Origin of the sequence: Desulfosporosinus cupriresistens (genome assembly GCF_001707885.1) — a bacterium.
Lineage (GTDB): Bacteria > Bacillota > Desulfitobacteriia > Desulfitobacteriales > Desulfitobacteriaceae > Desulfosporosinus.
Map to the genome: position 1 here is coordinate 61991 of NZ_MASS01000016.1, position 24363 is coordinate 86353.

At 40.5% G+C, this 24363-nt stretch carries 18 protein-coding genes; 4 read left to right on the forward strand and 14 right to left on the reverse strand.

Going from position 1 to position 24363, the window contains the following annotated elements:
• Positions 1-62 precede the first annotated feature (62 nt).
• From cbiD to DSBG_RS08755, 5 genes are all read right to left on the reverse strand, one after another.
• Positions 63-1190, reverse strand: a complete 1128-nt coding sequence (cbiD, locus tag DSBG_RS08735; RefSeq protein WP_083236786.1) for a cobalt-precorrin-5B (C(1))-methyltransferase CbiD — start codon at positions 1188-1190, stop codon at positions 63-65.
• 172 nt (positions 1191-1362) lie between these two features.
• On the reverse strand, positions 1363-4962 hold the full coding sequence (locus DSBG_RS08740) for an FAD-dependent oxidoreductase (protein WP_068963778.1): 3600 nt from the start codon (positions 4960-4962) through the stop codon (positions 1363-1365).
• A gap of 23 nt (positions 4963-4985) precedes the next feature.
• Positions 4986-6740: an NADH-quinone oxidoreductase subunit NuoF gene (gene nuoF, locus DSBG_RS08745; protein WP_068963761.1), complete on the reverse strand. Its 1755-nt coding sequence runs from the start codon at positions 6738-6740 to the stop codon at positions 4986-4988.
• Positions 6730-7266: an NADH-quinone oxidoreductase subunit NuoE gene (gene nuoE / locus DSBG_RS08750; protein ID WP_176716230.1), complete on the reverse strand. Its 537-nt coding sequence runs from the start codon at positions 7264-7266 to the stop codon at positions 6730-6732. The genes nuoF and nuoE overlap by 11 nt, the downstream gene beginning before the upstream one ends.
• 634 nt (positions 7267-7900) lie before the next feature.
• Complete coding sequence (locus DSBG_RS08755; protein WP_009615773.1) at positions 7901-8176, reverse strand: hypothetical protein; 276 nt, start codon at positions 8174-8176, stop codon at positions 7901-7903.
• A gap of 179 nt (positions 8177-8355) precedes the next feature.
• On the opposite strand from DSBG_RS08755, the gene DSBG_RS08760 reads away from it, so the two are divergent.
• Complete coding sequence (locus DSBG_RS08760; protein WP_009615775.1) at positions 8356-8529, forward strand: DUF1540 domain-containing protein; 174 nt, start codon at positions 8356-8358, stop codon at positions 8527-8529.
• A gap of 334 nt (positions 8530-8863) precedes the next feature.
• Positions 8864-9064, forward strand: a complete 201-nt coding sequence (locus DSBG_RS08765; protein ID WP_068963762.1) for a hypothetical protein — start codon at positions 8864-8866, stop codon at positions 9062-9064.
• 79 nt (positions 9065-9143) lie between these two features.
• Here the strand turns inward: DSBG_RS08765 and chrA are convergent, their stop codons facing one another.
• From chrA to DSBG_RS08780, 3 genes are read right to left on the reverse strand one after another with little or no spacing between them, the layout of a single operon-like run.
• Positions 9144-10406: a chromate efflux transporter gene (gene chrA, locus DSBG_RS08770; RefSeq protein ID WP_068963763.1), complete on the reverse strand. Its 1263-nt coding sequence runs from the start codon at positions 10404-10406 to the stop codon at positions 9144-9146.
• Between the two features lie 56 nt (positions 10407-10462).
• Positions 10463-11302: an extracellular solute-binding protein gene (locus DSBG_RS08775; RefSeq protein ID WP_068963764.1), complete on the reverse strand. Its 840-nt coding sequence runs from the start codon at positions 11300-11302 to the stop codon at positions 10463-10465.
• Positions 11299-11688 (reverse strand): PadR family transcriptional regulator, encoded by a 390-nt coding sequence (locus DSBG_RS08780; protein WP_068963765.1) that lies wholly within the window; start codon positions 11686-11688, stop codon positions 11299-11301. Before DSBG_RS08780 ends, DSBG_RS08775 begins: the two co-directional genes overlap by 4 nt.
• Positions 11689-11967: 279 nt before the next feature.
• Between DSBG_RS08780 and DSBG_RS08785 the strand changes: the two genes are divergently transcribed.
• Both DSBG_RS08785 and DSBG_RS23020 read left to right on the forward strand, forming a co-directional pair.
• Entirely contained in the window at positions 11968-12531 is a 564-nt protein-coding gene (locus DSBG_RS08785; protein ID WP_242877497.1) for a DUF1638 domain-containing protein, read from the forward strand.
• A gap of 100 nt (positions 12532-12631) precedes the next feature.
• Positions 12632-12769 carry a hypothetical protein gene (locus DSBG_RS23020; protein ID WP_176716231.1) on the forward strand — a complete coding sequence of 46 codons (138 nt, stop codon included), beginning with the start codon at positions 12632-12634 and terminating at the stop codon, positions 12767-12769.
• Positions 12770-12881: 112 nt separating this feature from the next.
• Here DSBG_RS23020 and DSBG_RS08790 read toward each other — a convergent pair whose 3' ends face one another.
• The 6 genes from DSBG_RS08790 to glgB form a co-directional block, all read right to left on the reverse strand.
• Positions 12882-16346, reverse strand: coding sequence for a bifunctional glycogen debranching protein GlgX/4-alpha-glucanotransferase (locus DSBG_RS08790; RefSeq protein ID WP_068963767.1), 3465 nt, complete (start codon positions 16344-16346; stop codon positions 12882-12884).
• On the reverse strand, positions 16343-17773 hold the full coding sequence (gene glgA, locus DSBG_RS08795) for a glycogen synthase GlgA (RefSeq protein ID WP_068963768.1): 1431 nt from the start codon (positions 17771-17773) through the stop codon (positions 16343-16345). The genes DSBG_RS08790 and glgA overlap by 4 nt, the downstream gene beginning before the upstream one ends.
• 20 nt (positions 17774-17793) lie before the next feature.
• Positions 17794-18918 carry a glucose-1-phosphate adenylyltransferase subunit GlgD gene (gene glgD, locus DSBG_RS08800; RefSeq protein ID WP_348980968.1) on the reverse strand — a complete coding sequence of 375 codons (1125 nt, stop codon included), beginning with the start codon at positions 18916-18918 and terminating at the stop codon, positions 17794-17796.
• Between the two features lie 31 nt (positions 18919-18949).
• Entirely contained in the window at positions 18950-20131 is a 1182-nt protein-coding gene (locus DSBG_RS08805) for a glucose-1-phosphate adenylyltransferase (RefSeq protein ID WP_068963770.1), read from the reverse strand.
• A 62-nt stretch (positions 20132-20193) separates the two neighbouring features.
• Positions 20194-22641, reverse strand: a complete 2448-nt coding sequence (locus DSBG_RS08810) for a glycogen/starch/alpha-glucan phosphorylase (RefSeq protein WP_068963771.1) — start codon at positions 22639-22641, stop codon at positions 20194-20196.
• Positions 22602-24363: 1,4-alpha-glucan branching protein GlgB (glgB, locus tag DSBG_RS08815; protein WP_068963779.1), on the reverse strand; the 1762-nt coding region annotated here is incomplete at its 5' end. The genes DSBG_RS08810 and glgB, both read right to left, overlap by 40 nt.

Genomic DNA, 24363 nt, shown 5'->3' on the forward strand with positions numbered 1-24363 from the left:
TTAGTAAGGAATTTTTTAAAAAATACTTAGAATGTTTCATTAGAAATTTCCAGGCATTAAAGTTAGGGCTCAATTGACCACTTCCAACCTTGCTCTTCGACTATTTTGCGAGCTGCTGAATCCCAACCAATCGGTTGGCCATTCAATAACGTCATGACCGTACCAACAACTAGGCGTCCAAAGGTGAAAGCCTGGGCCCGTTCACTAGCTAAACGCGCCAAATGATGAAATAACGTTTGTTCTCCCAGAAGTAGGAGCTCCGAGGCGGCCCCTTCAGTTGTTGGTAATTCGGCAAGACGCGCTAAAGTGTCTATTTTAATCCCAGCTAGAGCAGCGTGCGCCACTAGGATTTCCATTCGGGCATCAGCTACACGATTATGCGTATGAAAAATGCCTCCAGATACTTTAATCAATTTCCCGATATGCCCAAGTAATATAACTTGCTCAATCCCTCGGTAGGCTGCTTCTTCCAAGAGAAAGCCTACAAAGTTACTCATCTGGATCACTGCTTCGCCCGGGACCTTAAACCGCTCTGTCGCGACTCTAAATCCATAGTGCCCGGGGGTAAGAACTATGGATTTATGTCCATAGGCTACGGCTTGATCTAATTCCGGTAGAATAGAGGTTTTAAAGGCTTCCTCAGACATTGGCCGGACAATCCCACTCGTCCCCAGGATAGAAATCCCTCCCTTAATCCCCAGTCTGGGATTAAGGGTACGTAAGGCAGTGGCTTCTCCGGCCGGGACCTCAATAATAATTTCGAGTTCTTCTTGAGGGAAAACCTCTCTTACCGCTGCAAGGATCATTTGCCTCGGTACCGGATTAATAGCACTTTTGCCAACTTCTATTGCTAATCCTTTTTTTGTGACGGTCCCAACCCCCTGGCCGCCTCGGATCTGAATGTCCCCTTGAGGTGAAATGAAGCGCGCTATTGCTTGGATCTCAAGTCCATGTGTTATGTCCGCGTCATCCCCTCCATCTTTGAGAATGGTTGCTTTAGCCAGTGGGTATTCAGATTCTCCCCTCTGGATTGGTAGCGTTAAACGTGCAGAATTTGGAAGGGGAATATCTACCTGTTCAGGTACATTGTCCCCTCGGAGCAGCAGGCAGGCCACTTTAGCGGCACCAGCAGCACAACTTCCGGTTGTATATCCTTCGCGCCAAGTATGTCGATCTTTGTCTCGTGCCATAGTTTCCTCTCCCGCCATAGATTAATTAAAGGCTTAATTAATTCTCCCTATCAACAACCTTTCGTCAAGTCTCACCTATGCTATTCAGCATCAGAGAATAGCAGTGTATTAACAATAATACACTGCTACAATACTCACTATTTTGTAATTTCTAATTAGTTAAAAATTACTTTTATTTTAACCCATTCTCCGTGAGATAAACATGGAATTTCTTTTGAATAGTATCAAAAACTTGTTTATCTACAAACATTTTGTTTCCTTCAGGTATACATAAAACAGCTTTCTTATCTGCTTTATTATAACCATCTGTACAAAGTACCTGATAACCACAAGGATTTGATCGGCTATTTGGAGTGTAGATAGCGGCATCAGGACTTTGTGGGAGATATAAACCACTGTATTCTGGAACTTCCGAAGATAACATCAAAGTTGCTTGCTTGATAGTTTCAATCTTAATATCGAGATATTGCCCTAACTTGGCCAAAGTGCTAAAGACGGTGTTTTGATTAACCGGCTGAATAGCGGGGTTAATCGTTTGAATCTTGCGATCCGATCTCGTAAACGTACCAGCAGATTCTGCAAAACTACCAATCGGAATAACAATGTTCGAAATTGCGGTTGTAGCAGTCTCAAAGAGATCAAGAGTTACCACAAAATCAAGCTTCTTCAAAGCTTCAGCAAGTGTCGGGTCAGTTCCGGCCGGATCCTCACCAACGATTAAGGCGGCTTTGATTTTGCCAGCGTTGATTTGTTCTATAATCTGCATACCAGGAACTTTTACGCCCATATCGATAAATCCTTGGGAATTACAGTTGGAGCGCATCAAGATAATTCCACTATGTGGCTTACCAATCTTGCCTGTAATTACAGCAATATCTGCCAACAGTTTGATAGCATCCGCTGAGACAATACTGTCATCGATAACGAAGATTGCTTTTTTTGCTTCCCCGTACATTTTGGCGAGCTTAGTGGCATCCTCAGAAGCTTGAGCGTCCTTAACATAATCGCTCAGATTAGTTAGATTCACAGCGTTCTTTTCAACATTAGCTTGGTTTACATAGCCACCGTCAAAGAGTGCTTTAACTAAGGACTTAATGAAGTCCAAGTTATTTTCAAGGTTAAGGGAAACATCAGCACATTCAGCCATTCTGGTTGTACCATTACTGATCGAGACCAATTTGGCTTTTTTCTGGGCAGCAGTCTTAATTTTCACTCCCATAACCGGATTATTTTCGGCAATATTACCGACTGAAATGATCAAATCAGTACTGTAAAGTTCATCATAGCTGTTTGGAGAAGCATTGTAGCCTAGAACGCTTTCTGTTCCTGAAATATCTTTCTCAGCCATTGTGCCAAGGAAGGTTGTCCCCAATTTGGCGGCAACTTTTTTCAGAATAAACGCTTCTTCATTTGTAAATCTTGGGGAGGCGAGGATTCCAATACTGTCATTGCCATATTGTCCTTGAATTAACTGGAGATTTTTCGTGGTCAGGGTTAAAGCTTCTTCAAGTGAAACCTCAAGGCTACTGTCTTTTCTGCGGACCAAAGAAGTTTTAATCTTGTTTTGATCGTTGACAAAGCCTATGCCAAATCTACCGTTAACGCATAAGACACCTTCGTCTTTCGTTCTGTCAGGGAGAGATTTGAAAACAAGATTTCCTTTGGATTGGAGAATGATGTTACAGCCGACACCACAATAATTACAGACCGAGTTCACATTATCAAATTCGACAGGAACCTGCTTTGGTACAGCGGCTTTTTCCATACATGCTCCCGTTGGGCAGACATCAATACATTGACCGCATGAAATACACGAACTTTCCTCAAGTGGCAGATTAAACTCTGGAATGACCTTGGAATCGAAACCTCTTTTTTCTAGCCCTAGAGCTGTAACTCCAAGTCTTTCTTCACAGGCTCTGACGCATTGACCACATAAAATGCACTTATCAGGATTTCGAATAATAAACGGATGAGTTTGAGCTTCTTCTCGTTTATGAACTTCTCCGACGATTGCTTTGGTATTAATATTGTACTTGCCAAAATAATTAATCAACTTGCATTCGAAATAATCATGGCAGCCGCACTCAAGACATTTGGCAGCTTCTTTAAGAGCACTTTCTTCAGTAAAGGTTTCTGAAATTGCACTAAAGCTGATCTTTCTTTTTTGCTCTTCGACAACAAAACCATGTTGGCGCTCTTGTTTGGCGATGTGCACAAAGTCCTGCGCCGTTAAATCAGTTTGGGTAATATAAGAAGGTTCAGAAACAGGAATGATTTGACCATTTAAATAACTATCAATCACCTTGGCAGCATTATTTCCTTGAGCGATGGCAGCGATAGCGATTTTGGGACCAGTTGCAGCTTCGCCGCCAGCAAAGACACCTGCCATATTTGTTTCAAAGGTGTTAGGGTTAACGTTAATGTTGCCTCGTTTAGCGACATCAAGTTCCTTAATACTCCGAGCATTAACTTGCTGTCCAATGGCCGATAGAATGAGGTCTGCTTCAAAGGTAACTTCTTCGCCTGGAATTGGTTTCGGACTTCTTCTTCCGGAGGCATCGGGTTCGCCAAGCGCCATTTTCTGACATCTGACAGCTTTTGCTCTAGTGCCATCTCCAATAATTTCTACAGGGGCTACAAGGAACGTAAATTCAACGCCTTCTTCTTCTGCTTCTAGAATCTCAATCTTTTCTGCAGGCATTTCATCCTTTGTTCTTCTATAGATAACTTGAACATGCTCAGCTCCAAGCCTTACAGCCGTCCGGGCAACGTCCATAGCAGTATTTCCGCCACCAACGACGATCACTTTGTTGCCCATATACAAAGGCTCTGAATTGGTAACCTTACCTAAAAACTCTATGCCGCCAAGAACCCCTTCCATGTCTTGTCCTTCGCAGCCCATGCTTGAACTTTCCCAAGCCCCGATGGCTACGAAAACAGCGTCATACATTTTCTTGAGGTAGAGAAGGCTGATATCTTCACCAAGTTTGACATTATATTTGATTTCCACGCCCATTTTCGTAAGAGTATTGATTTCAGCATCCAGAATTTCTTTAGGCAGACGGTATTCAGGAATACCATAGCGGAGCATACCACCAGCATAGGGCTGGTTCTCATAAATAACGACCTGGTGGCCATAGCGAGCAAGAAAATAAGCACAAGAAATGCCTGCCGGACCTGCTCCAATAATAGCAACTTTTTTGCCGCTTTGTGGTTTTAATGCTGGAACATAGGTTCCCTTACTGATGTCAATGTCTCCCAGGAATCGTTTGAGTTCAGCTATAGCGACAGGACTATCGACATTTTGACGTCGACACTCAGTTTCACAAGGATGGGGGCATATTCTGCCAATACTGGCGGGTAGGGCGATAACATCTTTTGTGAGCTTGATGGCCTCCTCATACTGACCATTAGCGATTAAGCCTACATACCCCTGACAATCGGTATGTGCCGGGCAGGCAGTGACACAGGGAGGTCTGCAGTCTCCTCTATGGTCTGAGGCTAATAATTCAAAGGCAACTTTTCGTGCGGCTTGCGTTCTTTCAGTTTCGGTTCTGATGATCATGCCATCGACAGCGGTTGTTGAGCACGCTCTTAATAATTTGGGTATTCCGTCTACTTCAACAACACAGACACCACAAGCACCATAAATCTTCAAGCGATTATCATAACAGAGGTTCGGAATTTCTATTCCATTAGCAAGTGCTATCGTTAAAATGGTATCTCCAGCTTGACCGGTTAATTCTCGAGAATTTATATTAACTCTTATCATATCCACCAATGTCACATCCCTTCCTATTCTACAGCGATAGACTTAGTTTTACATACCGTTACACAGTTACCGCATTTAATACACTTTTGCTGATCAATTTCATGAACCTTTTTCAATTCACCCGTAATAGCTTGGGCAGGACATTTCTGCGCACATAAAGTACATCCTTTGCAAGACTCTTCAATAATCGTGTAAGTTAATAGAGGCTTACATTGTTTTGCTGGACACTTTTTGGCTTCAATATGGGCCAGATATTCGTCTTTGAAATAGCGAATCGTTGTAAGAACCGGATTAGGAGCTGTTCCGCCAAGTGCACAGAGTGATCCGTCCCTAATGCTGGAACATAGGGTCTGAAGAGTATCGAGATCCTCAAGCCCTCCCTCTCCTGTGCATATTCTATCAAGTATCTCAAGCATTCTCTTGGTGCCGATTCTACAGTAAGTGCATTTACCACATGATTCTTTAACGGTGAAGTCTAGGAAAAATCTGGCCATATCAACCATACAGGTCTCTTCATCCATGACCACCATACCACCCGATCCCATAATAGCACCGGTTTGATTAATTGATTCATAGTCTACTGGGGTGTCTAGGAGGGCACGTGGAATACATCCCCCAGAGGGTCCTCCCATTTGAACCGCTTTAAATTCGTTATCTTGCTTAATTCCCCCGCCTATGCCATAGATAACTTCTCTTAAAGTCATACCCATTGGCACTTCGACAAGTCCCCCGTTTTTAATTTTGCCGGCCAAGGCAAATACCTTGGTACCCTTACTGGTCTTGGTTCCATAAGCAGCAAAGGCAGCTCCGCCATTTCGGAAGATCCAGGGCACATTGGCGAAGGTTTCTACGTTGTTAATATTCGTTGGTTTACCATAATATCCTGATTGAGCCGGGAATGGCGGTTTTAGCCTTGGCATACCTCGCTCTCCTTCCAGAGAGGCGATTAAAGCTGTCTCTTCGCCACAAACAAAAGCCCCTGCCCCAGTTTTAATGACAATGTCAAAGTCAAAACCTGAGCCAAGGATATTTTTACCCAGGTAGTTTTTATCTCTAGCCTGTTGAATCGCTATTTTGAGTCTCTCAATAGCCAGCGGATATTCCGCACGGCAATAAATAAAGCCATAATTAGCTTCCATTGCATAACCGGCAATGATCATACCTTCAAGCACTGCATGAGGGTCTCCCTCAAGAACACTTCTATCCATAAACGCGCCTGGATCGCCCTCATCAGCGTTACAGACGACATATTTTTCCGATCCTTTGGATTTTTTGGCCGCATCCCATTTAAACCAAGTTGGGAAACCTGCTCCCCCTCTACCCCTGAGTCCCGAAATTTTAATTTCATCAATAACCGTTTCGGGAGTCATTTCGTTGACTACTTTGTTAAGTGCTTTATAACCATCATTTTCAGTATAGTCTTCAATCTTCTCAGGATTAATTATTCCGCAGTTTTTCAGTACAATTCTAACTTGATTTTTTAACTGGGGATAAGGTTCTTGAGTTGTTGAGACAATATGCTCTTGGATTGGTTCGCCATTAACAATATGTCGTTCAATTATTTCTTCAACCATATTTGGTGTGACATTCGCATACGTGAAGACACCCTTATCATCAATAATGTCTACGATTGGTTCATAATAACACATGCCAATGCAACCAGTAACCGAAACATCAATGCTCAAGTTCTTTTCTGCAAGTATTTGCCCGAATTTATCGGTAACCTTTTTTGCTCCGGCAGCAATCCCGCAGCTACCAAATCCTATTCTAATCTTCATTAACTGCAACCCCCTTTTCCGAGGCGTAAATATCTTTTACAATTTTCCTGGCACTCTTAGGAGTCAAATTGCCAAAGGCTTCACCATTGATCATAATTACGGGAGCCAGACTGCAACATCCAAGACAGGCAACTTCTTCAAGCGAGAACATCCAATCACTAGTGGAATCCCCCACCTTAATGTTTAATTCTTCACAAAGAGCTTCCGCAATTGCATCAGAACCGTTAACATGACAGGCTGTTCCTTGACAAGTAAGAATGATATATTTTCCGCGAGGTTTTAATCTGAACTGTGAATAGAACGTTGCGACGCCATATATTTTAGCTCTTTTATTGCCTGTCCTATCCGCGATCATCTTTAAAACATCGAGTGGTAGGTATCCGTAGGCCTCTTGAGCGTCCTGTAACACGCTAATGAGGTTACCATTTTCACGCTTAAACTTGTCAATCACCTCATCCATTAGAGATGTATCAACCTTATTCGTACTAAATTCTGCTGCTAACTTTTTTTCACAATCGCAAGACACTAATTATCACTCCTTTAATACTAGATCTATGATTCCACTGCGGAAAAAATAAATTGGTACTTTCTTCACGAACTACTGGAACAACTAAATATTGAATATAGAGCACCTACAAGATACGGCACGACAAAAGTGATTGTTTCCTAAAGTGTGAATATTCATTAAATTCCGAAACGCCTAAAGAAAAAAGTTTGTCCTTGCCGCTTCCCAATGTATATATTTTACATCACTTTTCTATGATTGGATATAATTTTTTTGCTTTTTTCAGTGATTTGTTTGATTATTTGAAAGAATCTCACAACATTGCGAGAGAGATCTTCCCTCACGGCGTTAATATTCTTCCAGCTATGTAATAATTAAAAAGATGTACCATAATATACCTTTTGTTGGACATTATTTTAACTCCAACAAAAAACCTGAGTTTCAATATTAATCGATTGGTCAGTGTTTAGATCGTTTCAATTTTTCTTTGGAGCAAGATTATGTATAAAATCCCATTGTACTCGCATGCTTCAATTGAATTAGCCGCTTCCTTAAGAAAAATTTCACCATTTACTAATTTCCGTTTTGAAGCAACTAATCCTAAGATCTTTTTCAAACTATAGCTATTTAGCTAAAGGTGAAGCCTTGGTAAGTTTTAATTAAAGTGTCTAAATTTCTTTCCCGATGCAACCAGAGGATCGACTCTTCTTGTTGTTTCTTTTTGTTCTTCGTGCGAATTTTTCAAGTCAGTAATTTTTTTAAATAGGTCACTTTCAAGGATAAGTTCTATTTTGCCTAATTGCTTGCTCAGCGCTTCTTGTTTACTGTTCATCTCGTCTAACTTCTTGCTTATCAAGTTGTGGTTTTTCTCGAGCTCATTTTGAGCTTCAAGTATTTTGGCGAGTGTTTTTATAATCTGTTGTTGATCCATGTAATCAATCACCCCTCGGTGATAGATTATATCATACAGTCATCCGCTTTTTGTAGGACAATAATCTTTAAAACAACATCCCCAAAGCACAATACATCTTACATAATCTGGGATTCATAGAACTTGATAATCTGGAGACTATATAATTTGTATTTCAAATTTAAAGGAGGAGTTTTTACATGTCAGGACAAGCTAAAAAAATGCCTCAACCAAACGGCGGGATTAAATGTGTTGTGAACACTTGCCATTATTATGGCTCAGGCGATCATTGTCATGCAGACAAAATCGAAGTACAATCTCCTAATGCTAGTTCAACGGAAATGACAGATTGTGCTACTTTCCTTCCTGAGTAACTTGACCGTCTGTTTAACTAAACAATAACAATTTTAAGGCTTGTCGCAAGACAAGCCTTAAAATTGTTCCCTACATTACATATATTTGAAAAAATGCAACTAGACAATCTAAGTAGTTCATTATATTTGCCAAAAAGTTACACATTATACAATTGTTGCATATTGTGTATTATCTCAGGAAAAGGAGGAAATGCAAATGGCATATGGTGGTGTAGATGGAGTTGCTTGTGGAACAGGATATGGCTTTGGCGCGGGAATCGCTGTAGTTGTCATAATTATTCTTCTGCTTATCGCAATGGGAATAGTATTCTAAATTAGAAAGGTGGAAATAGCTATGTATGGAATGGGTTATGGTGGAATGGGTTATGGTGGAATGGGCTATGGTGGAATGGGTGGAGCTTGCTGCCGTCCCCCAGTTGCCCCAGTTGCTCCAGTTGCTCCAGTTGCCGCCTGTGGCGGCGTCGGTGCTGGAATCGGTGTAGGTATTATTGCTATTGCAATCTTAATTCTTATCGCTTTAGGAGTAATTTTCTAGAATATTATCTGGCTAATGGGCTGTCACCTGAAAAGATGACAGCCCATTGAAATTTAAGTCTTAGATTCAGAAGGAACTCCTAGAAAATAAACGAGGAGATTACTGCACCAATGACTATAATCCAAAGAGTATCAATTTTGGTTAATCGCTGTACTCCAAAAGCAGCTAAGGCGAGTCCAAAAGTGGGTAAGTCGACTATAGAACTACCCATCAATTTAAAAAGAACTGCCCAAAGGGTTCCGAAAAATGCCGCGACAATTCCACTAATTACCATCTTGAATAGTTCAACATTACCAGCTCGCCGATAAAGATCTGAAATTATAGATACCACGATAAAAGATGGCAAATACATATTCGCCATTGCTAAGGCCGCTCCGAAGATACCAGCTACTTTATAGCCAACAAAAGCGGAAATGACTGTGACTGGACCGGGCGTTAGTAAGCTTAAGGCCAGAGCAACGCCAAATTCCTTGTCGGTGACAAAGTGAAATTGATTCACCATAGCATCCTGAATGAACGGCAGCATAACGTAGCCACTACCGAAGGTCAATCCTCCAATTTCAAATAAAGTGTTCCCCAGTTTTTGAAAGGTGGGATTGCTAAAATTAATCGCCATATTGACGGTTAGTAAAATAGCAAGCATGATTAACATGATTGCGTACTTTTTCTTACTGAACTCAAACCTAATTACCGACACTGCTTTTGGAGAAGGCTTTTTCGCAATCCAAAACCTACGATCCATGAATGCTTTCCAACGCGAAAACTTATAAGTAAAGAAAGTAAACAATAGGCTGAACGCGCCTGCAACGAAAAGAAGAGTCGTAATATTTAGCTTCAAGAAATACACCATTATAAACCCTGTAACCGCCAAGATTGTTAGCTGTGGGGTATTCACCCCTTTTTTCCAAAGATCCATAATCGTGTTTAATACGAGACCGACAACTAAAGCCCCCACTCCTTTAAATAACGATGATACTAGGGGAACATCGTTAAAATTTAAATAGAGGTGGGCAAGAAGAACCATAGCCACAAAACATGGAATCACAAAAAAGATGCTAGCTACGAATGCGCCTGGAAAACCTCTTAGAAAATAGCCAATATATGTGTTTAGATTCACTGAAGGTGCCCCGGGTAAGAGTTGTGAAAGAGCTAAGCCTTTTAAGTATTCCTCATCTGTTAGCCAGTTTTTCTTGTCGACCAATGATTTTTTGGCTTCCCCTAGCGCAGCCAAGCTATAAGACACCAGCCCGATGTGAAGAAAGGTTTTAGCAATCTCCAAGAGACTCACTAACCTGGGTTGCTCTGATGAATGGTTAAGCTTACGTACCGTTCTCATTTCCATAAGTTAACCTCCTATGTGTTAGAAGCGTTACACTTACCACTAGGCTAATAGCCTAATTAACATGGAATGAAACCACACTCTTCCAGGATTAGGTTGCCTTCCACACCAGTTAATAGGTCAATAAACGATTTGGCAAATTCTAAATAGTCCGTACTCCTAGCTATTCCAATAGCAAATTCAATAGGTTTACCATGGATAATTTCATTTTCCCCCGGAATTCCACTTTCTACAGAAACAGCAGCCTGATCATAAAAATCGGCATAAGCGGGACTAGATAGATTAATCTTCGAGGGCAGGACAATATAGGGAAGCCCTAATTGTTTAGCCTGCGAGGAATACAGAAAGGCATAATCAACCTTTCCCTTAAATAAAGCACCTGCAAGATCTAATGATTTAGGGTAAACAGAGTATGGTATACTAGCAGATTCCAACATTGTGCTCAGACCTGGCTTGTCATAAATTATTTCAGCCAATTGCCAAACCATGAGTGTTCTATAGCCGCAGGGATCCAGATGATGGTTGGAGCGAGCAAAGCTCACTTGCGGCTTAAGTAAGATTTCCACCCAATTCTCTTGAGTAATCTGCTGGCTGCCCTTTGATGAGCGATCATAGCCAATAACAATTTGATCAGCAGCAAAAACAAAGTAGTTTTCTACCAGATCAGGCACCAGCAATTCCGCAAATAATGCCTGGTCAGCTAAAGCAATGATGTCATATTTTTCTCCAGATAATAACTGTTTGGCAGCCTCTCTTGAACCAACTGCATTAGTCTCAAATTTAAGACCTGAGTTTTGTTTTGAAAATTGTTCTAAGCATTTCTCTACTATTTGCTCTAACGCGCCTGCATGAATAATTCTAAAGGTTTTAGTTTTATTAGAATCTTTGATGATCTTCACCCCCTTTTCTTTATGAACAAAGATTCTTCAAACTGGAAATAGGCTCGTAAAAAAGTTTCTAACTTTGCTTTTTGTTGAGTTAGATATTTGGCCCATACCTTTAGAGACTCTTCCCCATGAGGTGTCAATTCGTAAAGTCGCCTACCGGGGCCTGACTCGCCGACTTCCCAATGGGATTTTATTAACCCATCTTTATCCATACGCCTTAGGTTTCGGTACACGGTTGCTGTGTCTGCTTCGCCGGTTCTAAAATCAGTTTCATTTAGGCGTTGAATTAATTCATACCCATGAGAAGGCTTTTGCCCTAACAGGAGCAGTAGTTCAGCTTGGATAGAACGTTCTATAGGAATAGTCAACTCAAATTTACTTAAGATTTCTTCATTCATACGTTTACACCTCAGCTATTGTCACAATGCATATAGATTTATTATATCTTTATTCTACATCTCTAACTATTATCCTCCTCATCAGCCAAGAAATTCTTGGAATTATTGCTAAGCCTGGGCGAAAGCGGTAGCCTTAATTGCCAAAAAGGGTTATAACAAACTGGAGTAAGTTTGTTATAACCCCTTTTTTTGTAAAGAATTTAACATATTTTTTTGTCAATAAGATATAGACTTAACTTGTACATTACATCATATGAGGAGGTGGTATGATTGGAAAAAGTGTTTGTCGGCTGTTCGATGCTTGAGAATGAAATTGAACAAGTGATGAAGAAAATGGGTTTACAAAACAAGATAGTTTTTATAGATGCCGCACTGCATGTTAATTTAGATCGCTTAGAAGAGGCTGTCCGTCGAAGACTCGATGAAACTAGCCACATTGGTAAGCCTATTATTCTGGTAGGGAATAAATGTCACCCTGACATGGAATTGATTTCTCAAGAATACGATGGGCAAATTGTATCAAGGTGTAATTGTTTAGATCTACTTCTTGGAGATAAGATGAAAGAGTTAGATAAGGAATCCAATATTTTCTATATCACGAGCGGCTGGTTAGAGAAATGGAAAGAGATTTTCATAACCGGGCTAGGTTGGGATGAGATTGATGGCAGGCAAAACTTTGGTTTCTATGACAAAATACTATTGCTTGACTTGGGAACCCCTATTGACGACATGGATATGTTAGAATTCTTTGAATTTACCCAAGTACCTATCGAACTGTACCCAATCTCCTTAGATAATCTAGAAATGGAACTTAAAAAACTTCTTAATATTGAATCCACCTAAATTCGAACTGCTATCCACGTAAAATTTATTACGTCCTAAAGACGGGGGCTGACTCAGTCTTTAGAATAGGCAATTATGGGATACGAAGGAGGTGAAAATAATGTTTGACGCTACTAAAAAAGATACTGCAATTGCTGCTTTGGCTGAACTCTGTCTTAAATGTGGAGATAAACATTCGGATGAATGTTTCCTTGCCAAAGCAGTCGCTGCCGCAAAAGCAATTCCGACTGCAGAATAATGAATCATTTTTGATATTACATGCTTATCGCTATTTGAAAGGCTCATAACCAGTTAAGTCTGGTTATGAGCCTTTTTCCATGTGATCCTTCATAAAGAATAATGTCCGACGATTATCTCTTTGTTTTCTCCGCTTGAGTACGAAGCCAACTTTTTATTTCATCCGTCACTAGATTTTTATCTAATTGCCACTGCCAGTTTCCATTGACCGTCCCTGGGATATTCATTCTGGCTTTCTCGTCTAATCCCAAAATATCTTGCATTGGTGTGATTACCCACACTGCTTGGCTCAAATAGACTTCCTCTATCAATTTGCGACACGCTTGTTTGTTCCTTTCTGCAAGGTCTACACCGCTGCTGAGCAAGGCCCCTCCTTCCACCTCATGATTTTTTTCATACCAACCCAGCAAAGTATTGTTATCATGAGTTCCAGTATAATAGACAAAATTAGTTTCATGCTCCATCGAGATCTTTTCTAGAGGCGTGAACTGAAGGACCTTTATTCCAGGAAAACCAAAAATCTGTTTCAGACAATTGACTTCCGTAGTTATAACTCCTAAATCTTCAACAATTAGTGGGCATTTCTCAAATGTCTCCACCAGGCTTTCAAAAAATCGTTTCCCCGGTCCTTTCATCCAACGCCCCTTTTCTGCTGTTTCTTCTTGGGCATCAACCTCCCAATAGGCTTCAAAACCTCGGAAATGATCCAGACGAAGGTAATCAAACAGTTCTAACCCGAATTGTATTCGCTTTTTCCACCAATCATACTGAGTAACGTGCATAGCATCCCAGTCATAGACAGGATTTCCCCATAACTGGCCGGTCTTACTAAAATAGTCAGGCGGTACGCCTACCGTTTTAGCAGGTCTTCCACACTCATCCAACACAAATAAACTGCGGTTCACCCATACATCACAGCTATCGGCAGCAACAAAATGAGGTATATCGCCAATAAGTTGAACACCTTTTGCTTTGGCGTAAGTTTTTAAATTATCCCATTGAACGTAAAAGGTATATTGTAAGAATTGAATAAAACCCATTTCTTCTAGCAGTTGCAAAGAATACTTAGACAACTCATCTTTCCCACGTCCAGCAATTCCTGGTTCCCAGTCATACCATGGAATATTTCCGAAATGAGTCTTTAAGGCCCGGAAGAGAACATAATCATCAAGCCATTCTTTGGTTTTAGATTTAAAGCGCAAATAGTTTTCCAATGAACGATAGCTGGACTTCTCAGAACCAGATGATCCTGTGGAGGTTGACTCCAGTTGAGTCTTAAATTGCCGATAGGCTTCATTGAGCAATTCAAGTTTCAGCTCTTTAAAAGCTAGGGACAAGAGACTTTTTCGAAGGCCCAAACTCTTAATATGTTCGTATTTTTGACGGGTCCCTGCAAAACTTAAAAGTCCTTCCTTGATCAAGTGATCGAGACTGATAAACATTGGGTTTCCGGCAAACACTGACTCACTTTGGTAGGGACAATCTCCCACTCCTGCAGGATTCAAAGGCAACATCTGCCATAAAGATTGCTTGGAGTCCACTAAAAAATCAACAAACTCATACGCTTCATTCCCGAAATCTCCCAGACCCCAAGAAGAGGGCAAAGAACTAATGTGCAATAAAACACCGCACAAACGGTGAAGTTGCAAATTATTAGGCAAGGCAGTTCTATTCAATAAAGCTCGTCCACATAGGGAGTTGATTGGCAAAGCATTTAACATTTCCGGAGCCAGCTTTTCTCCGTTAATTAAGTCAATCACAAAATTGGAAGGGGTCAGCTCTATCTCGAGATTCACTATTTTTGTATCCTCGGAATGACGATTGATAAGGATTATTATTTCTTCCTCGTTCCCTACCCGCCTAAAGCCATAAACATCCGGTTCATAGAAAAACGACCCAAAATCACCTGTCTGTAAAACTTCATATTCAGCGTGCAGGCGTAGGATTCGTCTATACCAATCCAAGATTTCTTGGTCTTCCTTACCCCAGGGATAGGTTCCCCGGTTATAAGGGTCAGGATACCCTTCTAAGCCTGCTTCATCACCATAATAGATACAAGGAACTCCGGGAAAGGTCATTTGCACCAAACTTAAAATTTTGAGCCGTTGCACAGCCAATTTTCGGGCGAAATTAGAAAGTTTAAAGCGCCGCTGCTCAGTAACTGACAAACTCTGTTCTTGCGGAGCAGCTCCTAAAAGAGTCAAGATTCGTGTCGTATCATGACTTCCGATAAGGTTCATGGCCGCATAAAAATTCTCGCGGGGATAATTTTCATACAAACTCATAACTTTTTGATGAAGGAGACAGGAATCACTTTGTCCGAGAATAAAGTGCAGGAAGCTGGCGCGGAAAGGATAGTTCATCGTCGCATCCAGTTCATTTCCTAAAAAGTATTCGCGTAGTTTAGCATAGCTTATTTTATTCGAAGCGTCTTCCCATACTTCCCCGATCAGAACTGCATTGGGGCAAATACTTTTAATCGCTTGCCGAAGTTCCTGAATAAACTGGTCTGGAAGCTCATCAGCAACATCTAACCGCCACCCAGCAACTCCCATGTTTAGCCACTTATTAATAACACTTTCCTCTGAACCATAAATAAACTGTCGGTAAGAAGGGTTCATTTCATTGACCTCAGGTAGGGAATCGACACCCCACCAAGATTGATACTCTTGATGATCTGGTTTAAACTTATACCAATTATAATAGGGAGAGTCAATCGATTGATATGCCCCTAAGCTTGGATAATTGCCATATTTATTAAAATAGACACTGTCACTCCCGGTATGACTGAAGACACCATCTAGGATAATTGAGATCCCATAGTGTCGTGCTGTGTCGATCAGTTGTTTAAAGACGCCATCATCTCCGTACATGGGATCAATCCGGTGATAATCGGCCGTGTCATACTTATGATTACTCGAGGCTTCAAAAATAGGATTAAAATAGAGTATGCTTATGCCTAATTCTTTAAAGTAGGGCAGTTTTTCCAGGACTCCTTGCAGGGTTCCCCCGAAAAAATCCCAATCAGTCACTCGACCCAGCTCGTCCTTAATATAGATCGGCGGATCGGACCAATTAGCATGCAAAAGGGCATTTTTTCGTGGATAGATAGTGAACTTGTTATCCTGAGCGCAATAAAACCGGTCGACAAAGATTTGATACATCGTTCCTCGTTTATACCACTTAGGCACCTCAAGGGGCTTAAAAACTGTAATTTGATACGAAGGAGGTTCTTGCTCCCAGAGTTGTCCTGCACCGCCCAGTCTTTCCGGGTTATTTCCATACAGATAAGTTTGCTCTCCTAAGCGAATCTCAAAATAGTACCAGATCAGCCCGGGGTTATTAGGTACTTTGTATTCAACCTCGAATAGTCTCTTATCCTCGATAAGTGTAGCCGTTTGATTCATGGAAATAGGGATTTCCCGGTCTGTTTCCCAAAGGCGAAGAACGCAGGTTTCAATTGGGACTGTCGAAAAAGTCTTTAAGCGGAAGGTTATCCGCTGTCCACACATGACCGCACCAAACGGTTCACGGTACAATAAATCGTGAGAATTATGATACGCATTGAACACTATCATAATAATGATTCATAGATTTCGATGTAAGCATTGGCGGATCTGTCCCAACCGAAATCGCTTGTTAAGGCATTCTGACGTAAATTGTTCCATACTAGTTGGTCTTCTTGATATAATTTCAAGGCATGCTGTACTGTAAATAATAATTCATGAGCATTATAATTTAGAAAACTAAATCCGTTTCCAGTGCCATTTAGTTCATTATAGGGCATAACTGTGTCCTTTAATCCTCCGGTTTCTCGAACAATTGGAATCGTTCCATAGCGCATAGCGATCATCTGAGAAATCCCACAGGGTTCAAAACGGGAAGGCATTAGAAACATGTCTGCTCCTGCATATATTTGATGCGCCAATTCATCTGAAAACTCTAATCTTATCGCCAGCTTCTCAGGATATTTTGAGGCGAAATAGCGTAACATTCTTTCATATTGAATTTCTCCCGTGCCGAGGATAACGATCTGAACATCTAGCTCGAGTATTTCTTCTATAACGTAGGCCAAGAGATCCAGACCTTTCTGATCTACGAGTCGAGATACCATCCCAATTATTGCGCTATCACCGAGAACCGGTAGTCCAAAAATACTCTGTAAGTGCTTTTTATTTTCCGCTTTGGCCAGCGGAAAATTGTTGTATGGCATGACAAGATAGGGGTCCTTATAGGGATCATAGACTTGATAGTCAATACCATTTAAGATACCCATCAAAAATTCGCTTCTCTTTCTTAAAAGCCCATCGAGGTTTTCCCCATAATAAGAATTTTGGATTTCCTGAGCATAAGTCGGACTCACTGTCGTAATTCGATCTGCATATATCAGCGCTGCCTTCATAAAATTAATTGCGCCATGAAATTCTAAGGCATCTTCCCTAAAGTACTCCATCCCGAGCCCGACAATGTCCCCAAGAACTTCCTTCGGGAAAATTCCCTGATATTTAAGGTTGTGAATCGTAAATACTGTTTTTATCGGGTAATAAAGGGGCTCTCGGTTATAAAATTCTTTGAGCATGAGGGGGATTAAAGCAGTATGCCAATCATGACAATGGATGATATCAGGTTTAAACCCCGGTATGTGAATTAAGCTTTCCAATGCTGCTCGGGAAAAAAACGCGAATCGCTCTGCGTCATCATATTCCCCATAAACTCGTGGTCGCGAAAAGTAATACTCGTTATCGATAAAATAATAATGAACCCCTTGGTAAACAATTTCATCTAAACCGCAATATTGTTTGCGCCAAGCGACTTGGACATCAAAATGGGCCAGGTGTTTAAACTCTCTGCGAAAATGTTCGGCAATGATGCTATATTTCGGCATAATAACTCGGACATCAACACCCTGTTTATGCAAAAAGGTTGGTAATGAGCCCCCTACTTCCCCCAGACCTCCTGTTTTAACGAAAGGATCTGCTTCTGTAATCATAAAGACAATTTTCATATGCTCCCACCTTTCAAATGTTAGATCACAGTTTTTTTGAGGACAACCAAAGGGTTATGCAAAGTTCCTTTTAAAATATTTTCTCCATTTACTTTTACCGATTTATCAAGAATTGCATAGTCAGTTTGTGCATTGGCATGAATATGACATTTCGGCAGGATTATGCTATTAGTTATTTTACATCCCTGTTCTAAAATCACACCTCGGAAAATAATTGAGTTCACAACTTCCCCTGCAATAGTGCAGCCACTTGCAATTAAGGAATTGGTGACCTTGGCGTGTGCAGTGTATTGAGTGGGTGGATTATCCTTAATTTTTGTATGGATCTGATCTACCCCCAACCATAATCTTCCGTGAACTGCTAAGTCTAATAGATCCATACTCCGATCAAAGTAATCCTTAACCTTACGAATCGTTCCAATCAACGAACAAGTAGGACTGCCGTAGATTTTAAGGATTTTCAGATTTGCAGATAGTATATCCATTAAGTCAATACATCCTATCGAGCTATACTTTTCAATAATGTCTAACAAAATCGCGCGTCGTATGATTAACATATTTACAAAATGAAATTGAACAAGACTTGTCATTTCTTGCTCTTTCTTCTTTTGAATAGTTGATACTTTGTGATCCTTTTCCATTTCCAAAAATATCTCATCTGTCAAATCACTAGAGTTATTCATTTTTTTATAAATCAAGGTTACGTCGGCCTGCTTGTCGTTATGAAATTCAAGTGCATTCTTAAAATTTGTATTATAGATCTGATTGCCACTACTAATGACAACATTTTCTGCAAAATCTTTGTCCAAGTACTCCATATTATTTTCCAAATCTTTAATACAAAATGTGTGATTGTTCCCTGTTAAACCATGAAAGACTCCTGGCAAAATAAACAATCCACCATCTTTACGGTCTAGAAACCAAGCTTTACCAGCTCCCAAGTGATCAAGAAGAGGTCTATAATGGTGTGGGGTTACCAATCCAATGGTTCTTATTCCGGAGTTAACCATGCTAGATAACGCGAAATCGAGAATCCGATATCTTCCTCCGAAGGGGACAGCCGCTATTGGCCTTTCTGATGCAAGCCCTTGCAAGTTATCAGTTTCGCTATTAGCATAAATAATCCCTATAGCGTTTGACATCATCGCTCCCACCTTTCGAAATCTCCCGAGTCATTTAGACATTCTTGCCAGCTTCAATAACGGAACCTTCAGTAATTATATGATTATCTTCAACGACTGTAATTCCCTCTTGGTCCGAAGCGATATGTCCATCAGCACCGACAAAGCAGTGCCGCATAATTTCCGCATTCTCTCCAACAATTGTTTTATGGATTATTGAGCCATCGTGAACCTTTACACAAGGTAATAAGATAGAATCCCTAATCTGCACCTCTTTTCCCACATAGACTCCAGGCGCTATGATAGAATTGCTAATCTTGCCGTGAATAATACAGCCATTACAGACGAGACTGTTCTCTATCTCCGCGGTAGAGCCCACAAAGTGTGGCGGTAAGATATCTTCATTGGAAAATATCCGAAACCTTGGATCAAAAATATTAAGGAAGTGTCCCTTTCTTAAGGACTCCATATTTGCTTGATAATAACTTTCAATTGTACCGACATCTCGCCAATATCCCTGAAACTCGTACGCATAGACTCGTTTCCCTTGTTTAAGCTGCTGAGGAATAATATTTTTACCAAAGTCGTTTTGAGACTTATAATCCTCGGCATCGGCAATTAACGCTTGCTTAAGTGTTGACCAGTTAAAAACGTACACTCCCATTGAGGCAAGATTACTCTCTGGCTGAGCAGGTTTTTCTGTAAACTCTGTTATCCGTGCATCCTGATCAACGGTTAGAAGCCCGAACCGAGAAGCTTCCTCCCAAGGAACTTGAACTGTAGCAATAGTTATGTCTGAATTTTTCTCTTTGTGAAACTTTAACATCAAGGTATAATCCATTTTATAAACATGATCCCCAGAAAGAATAAGCACGTATTCCGGATCGTAAAAATCAATAAATTCGTAATTTTGGTATACGGCATTGGCTGTTCCGTTATACCAGCTTCCTTCTTTTTCACCAAGAAAAGGGGGAAGAATATGGACTCCACTATATGGATTATCTAGATCCCAAGCCGAACCTAAACCGATATAGGAATTAAGCAGAAAGGGCTTATATTGGATAAGAACACCAACCGTATTAACGTGTGAATTTAAGCAGTTACTCAAGGTAAAGTCAATAATTCGATACTTACCACAGAATGAAACGGCGGGTTTGGCTCTCTTTCGAGTCAGACCACCTAATCTGCTTCCTTGTCCACCTGCTAAGAGCATCGCTACACATTCTTGCTTTCTCATACATATTTCCCCTCCTCTTAGTTATAAAACTGTTTTCATATTGACCCAACCTTTCCAATTAATTAGTTAGGATTAATGTTATTAACAGTGCGGTATCTTATTTTCCAGATTTTTTCTGCATATTCTCTAATTGTTCTATCACTGGAGAATATGCCAGATTCCGCGATGTTAACTAAAGAAATTTGATTCCAATCTTTTTGATTCAAATGAAGTGTTTGAAGCTTTTTGTGCATCTCAACATAAGAACTGAAATCCTTTAAGACAAAGTATTCATCATTATAAATCATCAGTGAATCGTACAATACCCTGAATTCCTCACCCATATTATCGAAAAATCCACTACTCAATTGGTCGACACATGTTCGGATATCGCAGTTGGCGTGATATTCATCCCAAGGTTTATAACCTCCATAACGAGTGTAGTTCAATACCTGTTCAGCAGTAAGTCCAAAGATAAAGATATTATCTTCACCCACGGCCTCTTTAATTTCTACATTGGCTCCATCCAAGGTTCCCAAGGTAATGGCACCATTCATCATGAATTTCATATTTCCAGTGCCTGAGGCCTCTTTACTAGCAGTGGATATCTGTTCACTAATGTCTGCCGCAGGATAGATTAGTTCCCCCTGAGTCACATTAAAATTTTCTAAAAATACGACCTTTAGTTTTTCTTTAACTAGTGGGTCATGCTCAATCTTCTGACTCAGAGCATTAATAAGTTTAATCACAGTTTTGGCATAATGGTAGCCTGGTGCTGCTTTTCCTCCAAATATGAAGGTATTGGAACCTGTCAAAGAATCTGGGTCGGTTAAAGCCTTATTGTACATGTGCATAATCTTTAGCACATTGAGCAATTGTCTTTTATAGGCATGGATCCGCTTTACCTGAACGTCGAAAATTGATAAAGGGTCTAAGATAAGCCCCTGTTTTGTCTTAACACTTTCGGCTAAACGGCATTTGTTTTCGTATTTAACTTTCGCGATCTGTTCCAAAAAGTTGCTATCGTCCTTTAATCCATGAAGTTTCTTTAGTTCGCCAGCATCTTCCTTCCAGTTGGGACCGATCGCCTCGGTTATTAGATGAGACAATTTTGGATTAGCTGCCAACAGAAATCTCCGATGACTAACACCATTTGTTTTATTATTGAACTTATAACCAAAAATCCGATAATAGTCTTTAAAGACTTCTTCCTTCAGAATTTGGGTGTGTAATTTGGCGACACCGTTTACTGATGAGCTCCCGATCACGGCCAGATTAGCCATCCAGACATATCCATCTTTGAGAATCTGAGTGTTTTGCATAATCTCTTCATCGTCTAGAAAGCGTCGTGTTAAGTCTTCCCTAAATCTTCGATCTATTTCCTCAATGATCATATAGATCCGAGGCAAAAGGGTTTTAAACAGGTCAATGGGCCATTTTTCCATAGCTTCGGGCATAATCGTATGATTGGTAAATGACAGGGTGTTGACCGTGATATTCCAAGCCTCATCCCAGTCCATGTCTTCTTCATCAATCAAGATACGCATCAACTCAGGGATACACAATACTGGATGAGTATCATTGATATGGACAGAAACCCGGCGCGAAAAGTCTTGCAATGAACCACAATTGTTCTTCTTTTTATAACTTCGCGCGATTGATCCTAACCCAGCGGCTACAAAAAAGTATTCTTGTTTAAGCCTTAACTCTCTCCCTGCGCGACTACTATCGTCAGGATACAGAATATAAGAAATAGCCTCAACCTCTGATTTAAAGTTAGTAGCCTGTTTAAACTCCCCGCGATTGAAACAGCTTAAGTCCAGTTCTCCACATAACGCTTCCGCACTCCACAAGCGTAAGTTATTAATATAAAAAGGATTATCATAGCTCATAATCGGGACATCATAAGGTACAGCAAGAACCGGTTCGTAATTTTCGTGATAAAACCTCATTCGCTCATTCTCAAGCTCAATGCGTACATTTCCTTTGAATTTCACGATTATAGATTTATTCGGCTTACGAAGTTCCCAAGGGTAACCATTTTTAAGCCAGTTGTCAGCTACTTCAACTTGATTTCCCCCGACAATCTTTTGTTCAAATAAACCATACTTATAGCGAATCCCATTTCCGTGTCCCTCGATCCCTAAGAACGCCATTGAGTCAAGGAAACAGGCAGCCAATCGCCCCAAACCCCCGTTGCCCAGCCCTGGATCTGCTTCTTGTTCTAACAGATCATCAAGATTGATATTCAACTCGGCCAAACCTTCTCTTACAAGATCCTCAATTTTGAAATTCACCAAATAGTTAAGAAGAAGTCTGCCAATGAGAAATTCCATCGAAAAATAATAGATTTGTTTGCCTTGGGACATAGAATTTTTGTAGATAGCCCGATTAAAACTCATCTTCTCTTTGAGCAAGATAACTAAAGCACTAAATTTATCCCAAGGGCTTGCTTCATCTTGAGTGATCCCCTCCCCTTCCATTAATTTCATCAAATAGGCTCGCTTAAAGCTTTCTTTATCTGTAAACATACTGTTGGTTCCTCCAATACTTTACTGTTTGATTTGGGTTTCAAGATGATCATTGCTAAAGGAGCAACGTTAATTGTTACAGAAGACTTATGTCCATGCCATGGGATTTTTTCGCTCAAGAGCAACAAATGATTGACTTGATCGTTACCCCCATAAATTTCCTGATCGGAATTAAATACTTCTTGATAAATCCCCTCGTAGGGAACGCCCATGCGAAACTTCTCGTAACTAATGGGTTGAAAATTAATTAAGATGATCAGAAAATCGGTAGCTTTACGAGCCTTTCGACAGAATATTAAGATACTCTGTTGCTTGTTATTGACATCGATCCATTCAAAACCCGACCAATCATCGTCGTTTTCCCACAGAGCAGTTTCTCGTTGGTATAGCTGATTCATCGAGCTCACGAAACTCTGATGCTTTTTATGCATCTCATGCTCTAAGATAAACCAATCTAATTCAGCATCATAACGCCATTCAATAAACTGGGCAAACTCCCCACCCATAAACATTAATTTTTTACCTGGATGACACATCCAGTATCCATATAAAATTCTTAAACCTGCAAATTTTTGTTTGTAATCGCCCGGCATTCTATCTAATAATGACTTTTTGCCATGAACAACCTCATCATGAGAAAGAGGTAGTACAAAATTCTCGGAAAAAGCATAAGTCAAGGAGAAAGTCAATAAGTGGTGATTGTCTTTACGTAAGGGAAAATCAAGACTCATATAGCGTAAAGTATCGTTCATCCAACCCATATTCCATTTAAAATTATAGCCAAGTCCATCCACGTAAGGAGGATAAGTAACGAGTGGCCAGTCGGTCGATTCTTCAGCGATCATCAAACTCCCAGGGAAATATCGAAAAATTACTTCATTTAATTTTTGCATAAAAGCTATGGATTGAAGGTTCTCTCTCCCCCCATAAATGTTGCGTTTTTTTGAAGGACCATTTTTTTCATAATCAAAAAAAAGCATACTGCTTACCCCATCAACTCGCAGTCCATCGACATGATATTTGTCAAACCAGAACATCGCGTTGGAGATGAGAAAGCTCCAAACTTCAGTTTTCGCAAAGTTAAAGTTATAGGTTCCCCATTGTTCGTTTTCATCGTATTCATAAACTGCCGTACCATTGAATTGACCTAAACCATGAGCATCTTTACAAAAATGACCTGGCACCCAGTCTAAAATAACCCCTATCCCAGCTTGATGACATTGATTCACAAAATACATGAAATCGTGAGGGCTACCGAATCTGCTCGTACATGAGTAATACCCAGTCACTTGATATCCCCACGAACCATCAAAGGGATGTTCCATAATAGGCATTAATTCAAGATGGGTATAGCCCATTTTACGCACATAGTCTACCAACTCTACAGCCAGAGTTCGCCAAGTATAATAGGTTCCGTCCTCTTTCCTTTTCCATGAACCTAAATGAACTTCATAGATCAAAAGAGGCATCTCGGTTACCTTATCCCCTTTTTTTTGTTCTATCCAAGATTGATCCTGCCAATTAAAACCCTCAAGCGAATAAACAATCGAGGCGGTTGCAGGCCTCAACTCTGAGAAAAAAGCATAGGGATCGGATTTCAAAAAAACTTGTTTGTTCTTCGTATGGATTTCATATTTGTATAACTGCCCAAGGAGAACTTTCGGCACAAATAAGGTCCACACCCCGCTATTTCCTATTTCCACCATCGAGCTATTTACAGAA

Excerpts from the sequence above, each read along its gene's own strand:
- DSBG_RS23020 (WP_176716231.1), top strand. The coding sequence starts at position 12,632 with ATGTTTGACGCTACTAAAAAAGATACTGCAATTGCTGCTTTGGCTGAA.
- DSBG_RS08740 (WP_068963778.1), bottom strand. The coding sequence starts at position 4,962 with ATGATAAGAGTTAATATAAATTCTCGAGAATTAACCGGTCAAGCTGGA.
- DSBG_RS08810 (WP_068963771.1), bottom strand. The coding sequence starts at position 22,641 with ATGTTTACAGATAAAGAAAGCTTTAAGCGAGCCTATTTGATGAAATTA.
- DSBG_RS08790 (WP_068963767.1), bottom strand. The coding sequence starts at position 16,346 with ATGATAGTGTTCAATGCGTATCATAATTCTCACGATTTATTGTACCGT.
- DSBG_RS08780 (WP_068963765.1), bottom strand. The coding sequence starts at position 11,688 with ATGAATGAAGAAATCTTAAGTAAATTTGAGTTGACTATTCCTATAGAA.
- DSBG_RS08765 (WP_068963762.1), top strand. The coding sequence starts at position 8,864 with ATGTATGGAATGGGTTATGGTGGAATGGGTTATGGTGGAATGGGCTAT.
- glgA (WP_068963768.1), bottom strand. The coding sequence starts at position 17,773 with ATGAAAATTGTCTTTATGATTACAGAAGCAGATCCTTTCGTTAAAACA.
- DSBG_RS08760 (WP_009615775.1), top strand. The coding sequence starts at position 8,356 with ATGTCAGGACAAGCTAAAAAAATGCCTCAACCAAACGGCGGGATTAAA.
- nuoF (WP_068963761.1), bottom strand. The coding sequence starts at position 6,740 with ATGAAGATTAGAATAGGATTTGGTAGCTGCGGGATTGCTGCCGGAGCA.
- cbiD (WP_083236786.1), bottom strand. The coding sequence starts at position 1,190 with ATGGCACGAGACAAAGATCGACATACTTGGCGCGAAGGATATACAACC.
- chrA (WP_068963763.1), bottom strand. The coding sequence starts at position 10,406 with ATGGAAATGAGAACGGTACGTAAGCTTAACCATTCATCAGAGCAACCC.
- DSBG_RS08805 (WP_068963770.1), bottom strand. The coding sequence starts at position 20,131 with ATGAGAAAGCAAGAATGTGTAGCGATGCTCTTAGCAGGTGGACAAGGA.
- glgD (WP_348980968.1), bottom strand. The coding sequence starts at position 18,918 with ATGATGTCAAACGCTATAGGGATTATTTATGCTAATAGCGAAACTGAT.
- DSBG_RS08755 (WP_009615773.1), bottom strand. The coding sequence starts at position 8,176 with ATGGATCAACAACAGATTATAAAAACACTCGCCAAAATACTTGAAGCT.